Here is an 8,706-nt window from a genome sequence, read left to right as displayed (position 1 = left end):
TTCTTTTCGGTCACTTGTTTGACCGCCTGGATTTTGAATTCTTCGGGATATCGCTGGTTGCTCATGGCACCTCCTAATGGGCCTCATTTTAAGGCTTGGAGGTGTCTACGAAACTAGGGGCGATTCAAACCCTTTGTGCGCGCAAGTGGCGAGATGACGAGATGAGACCGTGGCTTGATAGCGTGCCAATGCTCACAAAGCTGGAAGAGAAGAAGTCGAGCCGTAAGCCCTACCCCATGTCATGGGAAGAGCAGTCGATTCTTTTTGGAGAGTTGCCTGCCCACTTGCAGGCGATGGCCTTGTTCAAGGTGAACACAGGTTGTCGCGAGCAAGAGGTCTGCAAGCTGAAGTGGGATTGGGAGATCGCGGTACCAGAACTGGGCGCCAGTGTGTTTCTGATACCCGCCGATTTTGGCGGGCGAAATGAACGCTCGGGCGTGAAGAACGGCGATGAACGCTTAGTAGTGCTCAACAACGTGGCCAAGTCGATCATTGATAAGCAGCGCGGTATCAGCAAGGAATGGGTATTTCCTTACAATGGGACCGCGATGCACCGAATGAACGATTCAGCCTGGAAGAAAGCGCGAGTGAGAGCGGCGAAACTCTGGCAGGAGAAAAACCTTCGCCCCGCTCACCCTGGCTACTTGTCTATACGGATTCACGATTTGAAGCACACGTTTGGTCGACGACTGCGAGCAGCAGGTGTAACCGAGGAAGACCGCAAGGCATTGCTTGGACACAAGAACGGCAGCATTACCAGTCACTACTCCGGCGCCGAGCTGGGGCAGCTGATTGAGGCTGCAAATATGGTATCAGCAACCGACTCACGAGGTCCGGTTCTGACAATCTTGAAGAGGAGGCAAGGATGAAAATCGGAAAAGCCCCGAAAATCTCCCGAAAATGAAAAAGGCCAATGTCGGGGACATTGGCCTAAGTCATTGAATAATATGGTCGGGACGGAGTGATTCGAACACTCGACCCCTAGCACCCCATGCTAGTGCGCTACCGGACTGCGCTACGCCCCGACTAGGCGTTACAACTTGATGGAACGTCGAGGAATATACCTTAAGCTTTTGAAATACGAAAGTATTTTAAAGCCAGATTTATTTACGAAGAACCTGCAAAACGTCCTCCAGTTCGGAGATCGTCTGGCGGATCAATTGTTTGTATTGGGTGGTGTCGTCTTTGGCCTCATCCCCGGAAAGTCGCAGCCGCGCGCCTCCGATGGTGAACCCTTGATCATAAAGCAGTGCACGAATTTGCCGGATCATCAGCACATCCTGTCGCTGATAATACCGGCGGTTTCCGCGACGTTTGACAGGGTTGAGTTGAGGAAACTCTTGCTCCCAGTAGCGCAGCACGTGCGGCTTGACCGCACATAGCTCGCTGACTTCGCCTATGGCGAAGTAGCGTTTGCCCGGAATCGGCGGGAGCTCGTCGTTATGACTTGGTTCCAGCATAAGCCTCTACTCGGGCCTTCAACTTCTGCCCTGGACGAAAGGTGACCACACGGCGAGCCGTGATCGGGATTTCTTCTCCCGTTTTCGGATTGCGGCCAGGCCGCTGTCGCTTGTCACGCAGATCAAAGTTGCCAAAACCTGACAATTTGACCTGTTCATTGTCTTCAAGAGCGTGCCTGATTTCTTCGAAAAACAGCTCGACCAATTCTTTGGCTTCGCGTTTATTCAGGCCCAGCTCTTCATAAAGACGTTCCGCCATTTCAGCTTTCGTCAGAGCCCCCATACGTCACTTCCTTAACGTGGCGTTCAACCTTTTTTCGAGCGAGGTGAGGATGTTTTGTGTCGTGGTGTTCACCTCATCGTCATTAAGAGTGCGCGATGGATGCTGCCAGGTCAAGCCAACTGCAAGGCTTTTTCTATGAGGATCAATGCCTTTACCCTGGTAGACGTCAAATAACCTGAGGTCTGTGAGCCATTCACCTGCATTTTCACGTATTACTTCCAGTACTGCACTGGCAGCAACATCACGATCAGCCAGCAGCGCCAAGTCACGACGCACTTCAGGAAAGCGCGACAACTCCTGGAATTTAGGCATTTTGCCCAACGCTACTTCAGCCAGCACCAGCTCAAAAACGAATACTGGACGATCAAGACCCAGATTTTTTGACAGCTCAGGGTGGATGGCACCGATATAGCCAACTTCGCGACCATCACGTTCGATACGTGCAGTCTGCCCCGGGTGCAATGCCGGATGCTTGCCCGCTACGAAGGTGAACGAGTCCAGAGCGCCCGCAAAACCCAACACGGCTTCTACATCCGCTTTGACATCGAAGAAGTCAACTACGTCGCGCCCTTGCGCCCAACCCTCAGGAAGACGGCTGCCACAAACCACACCCGACAGCATCGGCTCTTGCTTGAGACCTTCCAGCTGACCGACAAAGCGCAGGCCGCTTTCAAACAAGCGAACGCGATCTTGCTGACGATTCAGGTTGTGCTGCAACGATTTGACCAGGCCCGGCCACAAAGAGGCACGCATAGCAGCCATGTCGTTCGAAATAGGGTTGGCCAACAACAGAGGCTCAACACCCGGGCTGAACAGCTCGAACTGTTTCGGATCAATAAAGCTATAAGTGATCGCTTCCTGATAACCACGAGCTACCAGCAAACGACGCAATTCAGGCAAGTCGCTACGTGCTTCAGCCTTGGCCTGCGGAGCCAGGCGGGCTTGCGGATAACGGACTGGCAGACGGTTGTAACCGTAAAGACGAGCCAGTTCTTCGATCAGATCAACTTCAAGGCTGATATCGAAGCGATGGCTAGGCACTTCTACACGCCACTGCCCTGCACCATCAGCCGAAATTGTCAGCCCCAAACCACTGAGCAGACGCTCGACTTCAGCGGAGTCCATTTCCATGCCCAGCATCTGGCTGATACGCGCAGCACGCAGGGTAATCGGCGCGATTGACGGCAGATACTGTTCGTTAACGGTCTCAATGATCGGACCGGCTTCACCGCCAGTGATTTCCAGCAGCAGGCCAGTAGCGCGCTCCATGGCTTCACGGGCCAGTTTCCAGTCCACACCACGCTCATAGCGATGCGAAGCGTCAGTGTGCAGACCATAAGAGCGGGCCTTGCCAGCCACAGCAATCTGGTCGAAGAAAGCACTTTCGAGAAACACATCCCGGGTCGAAGCAGATACGCCACTGTGCTCGCCGCCCATCACACCGGCAATGGCCAGCGCACGGGTATGGTCAGCAATCACCAGCGTATCGCTACGCAAAGTGACTTCCTGCCCATCAAGCAATACCAGCTTCTCACCCTCTTCAGCCATGCGCACACGAATGCCACCGTTGATCTCGGCGAGATCAAAAGCGTGCAACGGCTGGCCCAGTTCAAGCATCACGTAGTTGGTGATGTCGACTGCGGCATCGATGCTACGCACATCAGCGCGACGCAGACGCTCAACCATCCATAGCGGAGCAGGCTTCGACAGGTCGACATTGCGAATCACACGCCCCAGGTAACGAGGGCACGCTGCAGGTGCAAGCACTTCTACAGAGCGCACTTCGTCATGCACTGGCGCAACGGTCGCCACTACCGGACGTGTAACCGGGGCCGCATACAACGCACCTACTTCACGGGCCAGACCAGCCAGGGACAAGCAGTCACCCCGGTTAGGGGTCAGGTCGACCTCAATGCTGGCATCTTCGAGATCCAGATAAACGCGAATATCTTCGCCTACCGGTGCATCTGCCGGCAGTTCCATCAAGCCATCATTGCCTTCACCCACTTGCAACTCTGCTTGCGAGCAGAGCATGCCGTTGGACTCAACGCCACGCAGCTTGGCTTTTTTGATTTTGAAGTCGCCTGGCAGTTCAGCACCGATCATGGCGAACGGGATCTTCAGACCCGGGCGCACGTTTGGCGCACCGCATACGACCTGAAAAGTCTCCGAGCCATTGCTGACCTGGCAAACACGCAGCTTGTCAGCATCCGGGTGCTGCTCTGTGCTGAGCACCTCACCGACCACAACGCCACTGAATACACCGGCGGCCGGCGTAACGCTATCGACCTCAAGACCGGCCATCGACAGACGAGCAACCAGCTCATCGCGACCTACCTGCGGGTTAACCCAACCACGCAGCCATTGTTCACTGAATTTCATCCTGCTCTCCTAAGAATTCGTTACGACTAGCGAAATTGCGCGAGGAACCGCAAGTCGTTGTCGAAGAACAGACGCAAGTCGTTCACGCCGTAACGCAGCATGGCCAGACGCTCTACACCCATGCCGAAGGCAAAGCCAGAGAACTCTTCCGGGTCAATCCCGGACATACGCAGCACGTTCGGATGAACCATGCCGCAGCCCATAACTTCCAGCCAGCCAGTCTGTTTGCAGACCCGGCAACCTTTGCCGCTGCACATCACGCATTCCATATCCACTTCCGCGGATGGTTCAGTGAACGGGAAGTACGACGGACGGAAACGGACGGCCAGTTCTTTTTCGAAGAACACTCGCAGAAACTCTTCAATAGTTCCTTTAAGGTCGGCGAAATTGATATCGCGATCTACCAGCAGGCCTTCTACCTGATGGAACATCGGCGAGTGGGTGATATCTGAGTCGCTGCGGTACACACGGCCTGGGCAGACAATGCGGATCGGCGGCTGCTGCGATTCCATGGTGCGGACCTGTACCGGTGAGGTATGGGTGCGCAACAGCATGTTCGCATTGAAATAGAAGGTGTCATGCATCGAACGCGCCGGGTGATGGCCCGGGATGTTGAGCGCCTCGAAGTTGTGATAGTCGTCTTCAACCTCTGGGCCTTCGGCAATGCCATAGCCAATATGGGTGAAGAACTGCTCGATACGCTCCAGAGTCCGGGTAACCGGATGCAGACCGCCGGAGGTCTGACCACGGCCAGGCAGGGTCACATCAATGGATTCGGCAGACAGTTTGGCGACCAGTTCGGCCTCTTCAAACAGTGCCTTGCGCGCATTGAGAACCTCTGTGACACGCTCCTTGGCAACGTTGATCAGGGCGCCGACCTGCGGCCGCTCTTCAGCCGGCAAATTCCCCAGGGTCTTCATCACCTGAGTCAATTCACCTTTTTTACCAAGGTATAGAACCCGGATTTGTTCCAGGGCATTGATATCTTCAGCGCTTTGCACAGCCTCTAGTGCTTGAGAGACCAGCGCATCCAGGTTTTCCATGTACAGACTCCAGATACAAAATAGGGGAAGAGCTTGAAGGCTCTTCCCCTATTTAAGACGTTTAGCACCTGGGCTCACATAGGTGAGCCCAGGTAACTGTCGGGGGTACTTAAGCCAAGGTGGCTTTAGCTTTCTCGACAATCGCAGCAAACGCCGCTTTTTCGTTCACTGCCAGATCAGACAGAACCTTACGGTCGATCTCGATGGAAGCTTTTTTCAGGCCGGCGATGAAACGGCTGTAGGACAGACCGTTGATACGTGCACCAGCGTTGATACGAGCGATCCACAGAGCGCGGAACTGACGTTTTTTCTGACGACGGTCACGGTAGGCGTATTGGCCTGCCTTGATTACCGCTTGCTTGGCAACACGGAATACGCGTGAGCGTGCGCCGTAGTAGCCTTTAGCCAGTTTCAGAATTTTTTTGTGACGTTTACGGGCGACAACGCCACGCTTTACACGAGCCATGAGTTACTTCCTCTATTCTTGACCGAAATTAGCAAAGGCGCAGCATGCGCTTCACTTTTGCCACGTCAGACGGATGCAGCAAGCTGCTACCGCGCAATTGACGCTTACGCTTAGTCGACATTTTGGTCAGGATGTGGCTCTTGAAAGCGTGCTTGTGCTTGATGCCGTTAGCAGTTTTCAGAAACCGCTTAGCAGCACCACTCTTAGTTTTCATCTTTGGCATGTTCGGTACTCCGCATTCAGTTGATAAACATAATCAAAAGGCCTGCCGTGCCCTAGTGATTACTTCTTCTTTTTCGGGGCGATGACCATAATCAGCTGGCGTCCTTCCATCTTAGGATGCTGTTCGACGGTCCCGTATTCAAGCAGGTCACCTTCAACCCGCTTCAACAGTTCCATACCCAGCTCCTGGTGGGCCATCTCACGACCACGGAATCTCAACGATACCTTGGCCCTGTCCCCATCACTCAGGAAACGTACCAGGTTGCGCAGTTTTACCTGGTAATCCCCTTCCTCCGTCCCTGGACGAAACTTGATTTCTTTAACCTGGATCTGTTTCTGGTTTTTCTTTGCAGCGGCAACCTGTTTCTTCTTTTCGAAGATAGATTTGCCGTAGTCCATCAGCTTACAAACTGGGGGTACTGCATCAGCGGAAATTTCCACCAAATCCAGTTTGGCCTCTTCAGCTTTAAGAAGCGCGTCTTCAATTGACACAATCCCAAGCTGCTCGCCTTCAGCCCCAATTAACCGAACCTCGCGTGCCGAGATATTCTCGTTGATCGGGGCCTTCGGTGCAGCTCGTTTATCTTGTCTCATTTCACGCTTAATAATAATTACTCCGAATCATGGCGACCACGCCGGGAAACCGCTTGTGCGAGGAATTCAGCGAATTGCGCGACGGGCATCGAGCCCAGGTCAGCACCTTCACGTGTACGCACAGCGACAGTCTGCATCTCGACTTCCCTATCTCCAATAACCAAGAGGTAAGGAACCTTGAGCAAAGTATGCTCACGGATTTTAAAGCCGATCTTTTCATTTCTCAAGTCAGACTTGGCACGAAATCCGCACTGATTGAGAGTTTTTTCAACTTCGAGGGCAAAATCTGCCTGTTTATCAGTGATATTCAGGATCACTGCCTGGGTTGGCGCAAGCCACGCAGGGAAGGCACCTTCGTAATGCTCGATCAAAATACCGACAAAGCGCTCGAACGATCCAAGGATCGCGCGGTGCAGCATAACGGGATGCTTACGACTGTTGTCTTCGGACACATATTCTGCGCCAAGACGGATCGGCAGGTTGAAATCGAGCTGTAAGGTACCACATTGCCAGACACGACCCAGACAATCTTTCAGAGAAAATTCGATCTTGGGACCGTAGAAAGCACCTTCACCCGGCTGCAAATCGTACGCCAGGCCAGCACTGTCAAGGGCTGAAGCCAAGGCGCTTTCAGCGCGATCCCACAACTCATCAGAACCAACGCGCTTTTCAGGACGGGTCGAAAGCTTGAGTTCAATGTCCTTGAAACCGAAATCTGCATACACATCGAGTGTCAGCTTGATGAACGCTGCCGACTCGGCCTGCATCTGCTCTTCAGTACAGAAAATGTGTGCGTCGTCCTGAGTAAACGCACGAACACGCATGATGCCATGCAGTGCGCCCGATGGCTCATTACGGTGACATGCGCCAAATTCGGCCAGACGCAGCGGCAATTCACGGTAGCTTTTCAGCCCCTGATTGAATACCTGCACGTGACAAGGACAGTTCATCGGCTTGATCGCGTAATCGCGGTTTTCCGACTCGGTGGTGAACATGTTTTCAGCGTAGTTAGCCCAGTGACCGGACTTTTCCCACAAGCTGCGATCAACTACCTGAGGAGTTTTAATCTCCAGATAGCCGTTTTCGCGCTGAATCTTGCGCATGTACTGCTCAAGTACCTGGTAAAGCGTCCAGCCATTCGGGTGCCAGAACACCATCCCCGGCGCTTCTTCCTGGGTGTGGAACAACCCCAGGCGCTTGCCGATTTTACGGTGATCACGCTTTTCAGCTTCTTCAATACGCAGGACATAGGCTGCGAGCTGCTTCTTGTCAGCCCATGCAGTGCCATAGATACGCTGCAATTGCTCGTTTTTGGCATCGCCGCGCCAGTAGGCACCGGACAGCTTGGTGAGCTTGAACGACTTCAAGAAGCGCGTATTCGGAACGTGAGGTCCGCGGCACATGTCGACGTATTCTTCATGGAAGTACAGACCCATGGCCTGTTCGTTCGGCATGTCTTCAATCAGGCGCAGCTTGTAGTCTTCACCACGCTGGGCAAAAAGCTCGATCACTTCAGCACGCGGCGTCACTTTCTTGATGACGTCGTAGTCTTTTTCGATCAATTGCTGCATACGCGCTTCAATAGCGGCCATGTCATCCGGAGTAAACGGACGCTCATAGGCGATATCGTAATAAAAGCCTTCGTCGATAACAGGTCCGATTACCATTTTGGCTGTCGGATACAGCTGCTTGACTGCATGCCCCACCAAGTGAGCGCAAGAGTGACGAATGATCTCCAGCCCCTCTTCATCCTTGGGAGTGATGATTTGCAAGGTGACGTCATTTTCGATCACATCACAGGCATCAACCAGCTTGCCGTCGACTTTGCCGGCTACTGTGGCCTTGGCCAGGCCTGCGCCAATTGAAGCAGCTACTTCGGCTACAGATACTGGATGATCAAATGTACGTTGACTGCCGTCGGGAAGAGTAATAGTTGGCATGGCGCCTCCTCTCCTAGTGGTGACCCCTACCAAAGGTCACGTGGGTTGGGATGAGCCAGTACGCGATTCGGAGGTATGCCTGCCTCACAGTGGCAGGAGCCTTGCGGCCAACCGTAAACCGAACCAGAGTGACTGGAGTTCAAATAAAATAAGTTAATGGCTCTGCTTCGCGGCTCAGGAGCACACAACAACAGAAAAACGCCAAGGGCGGCATGCTAGCACAGAAGAATGAACGCCGCCCTCTCCACCGCTGTTCACTGAAAGCAATAAGGCGGTTTTTGCAAAATGGTGAACTTGAGCTGCACTATCCCCTCAG

At 53.5% G+C, this 8,706-nt stretch carries 8 protein-coding genes, 1 tRNA gene and 1 pseudogene; 1 reads left to right on the top strand and 9 read right to left on the bottom strand.

What is annotated here, in order from left to right; translation table 11 throughout:
* Window positions 1–128: 128 nt before the first annotated feature.
* Window positions 129–869: pseudogene (locus EQV90_RS11700) on the top strand (tyrosine-type recombinase/integrase); the annotation flags it as partial.
* Window positions 870–948: 79 nt separating this feature from the next.
* Here the strand turns inward: EQV90_RS11700 and EQV90_RS11695 are convergent.
* From EQV90_RS11695 to thrS, 9 genes are all read right to left on the bottom strand, one after another.
* Window positions 949–1,025 (bottom strand) — tRNA-Pro (locus EQV90_RS11695).
* Between the two features lie 78 nt (window positions 1,026–1,103).
* Entirely contained in the window at window positions 1,104–1,460 is a 357-nt protein-coding gene (locus EQV90_RS11690) for a MerR family transcriptional regulator (protein ID WP_003442193.1), read from the bottom strand.
* Window positions 1,441–1,743 (bottom strand): integration host factor subunit alpha, encoded by a 303-nt coding sequence (gene ihfA, locus EQV90_RS11685; protein WP_002553164.1) that lies wholly within the window; start codon window positions 1,741–1,743, stop codon window positions 1,441–1,443. Before ihfA ends, EQV90_RS11690 begins: the two co-directional genes overlap by 20 nt.
* A gap of 3 nt (window positions 1,744–1,746) precedes the next feature.
* On the bottom strand, window positions 1,747–4,125 hold the full coding sequence (gene pheT / locus EQV90_RS11680) for a phenylalanine--tRNA ligase subunit beta (RefSeq protein WP_003442190.1): 2,379 nt from the start codon (window positions 4,123–4,125) through the stop codon (window positions 1,747–1,749).
* Window positions 4,126–4,151: 26 nt separating this feature from the next.
* Entirely contained in the window at window positions 4,152–5,168 is a 1,017-nt protein-coding gene (gene pheS, locus EQV90_RS11675; protein WP_003442187.1) for a phenylalanine--tRNA ligase subunit alpha, read from the bottom strand.
* Between the two features lie 109 nt (window positions 5,169–5,277).
* Window positions 5,278–5,634, bottom strand: a complete 357-nt coding sequence (gene rplT / locus EQV90_RS11670) for a 50S ribosomal protein L20 (protein WP_003442184.1) — start codon at window positions 5,632–5,634, stop codon at window positions 5,278–5,280.
* Between the two features lie 28 nt (window positions 5,635–5,662).
* Window positions 5,663–5,857 carry a 50S ribosomal protein L35 gene (gene rpmI, locus EQV90_RS11665; RefSeq protein WP_003442181.1) on the bottom strand — a complete coding sequence of 65 codons (195 nt, stop codon included), beginning with the start codon at window positions 5,855–5,857 and terminating at the stop codon, window positions 5,663–5,665.
* Window positions 5,858–5,916: 59 nt separating this feature from the next.
* On the bottom strand, window positions 5,917–6,468 hold the full coding sequence (infC, locus tag EQV90_RS11660; RefSeq protein WP_171970586.1) for a translation initiation factor IF-3: 552 nt from the start codon (window positions 6,466–6,468) through the stop codon (window positions 5,917–5,919).
* On the bottom strand, window positions 6,468–8,390 hold the full coding sequence (gene thrS, locus EQV90_RS11655) for a threonine--tRNA ligase (RefSeq protein WP_240878126.1): 1,923 nt from the start codon (window positions 8,388–8,390) through the stop codon (window positions 6,468–6,470). Before thrS ends, infC begins: the two co-directional genes overlap by 1 nt.
* Between the last annotated feature and the right edge of the window lie 316 nt (window positions 8,391–8,706).

It is taken from the genome of Pseudomonas sp. TMW22089, assembly GCF_022496645.1.
Lineage (GTDB): Bacteria > Pseudomonadota > Gammaproteobacteria > Pseudomonadales > Pseudomonadaceae > Aquipseudomonas > Aquipseudomonas paraversuta.
Note: the sequence above shows the minus strand (reverse complement) of the source record. Positions and strands in the feature narration are given on the sequence as shown.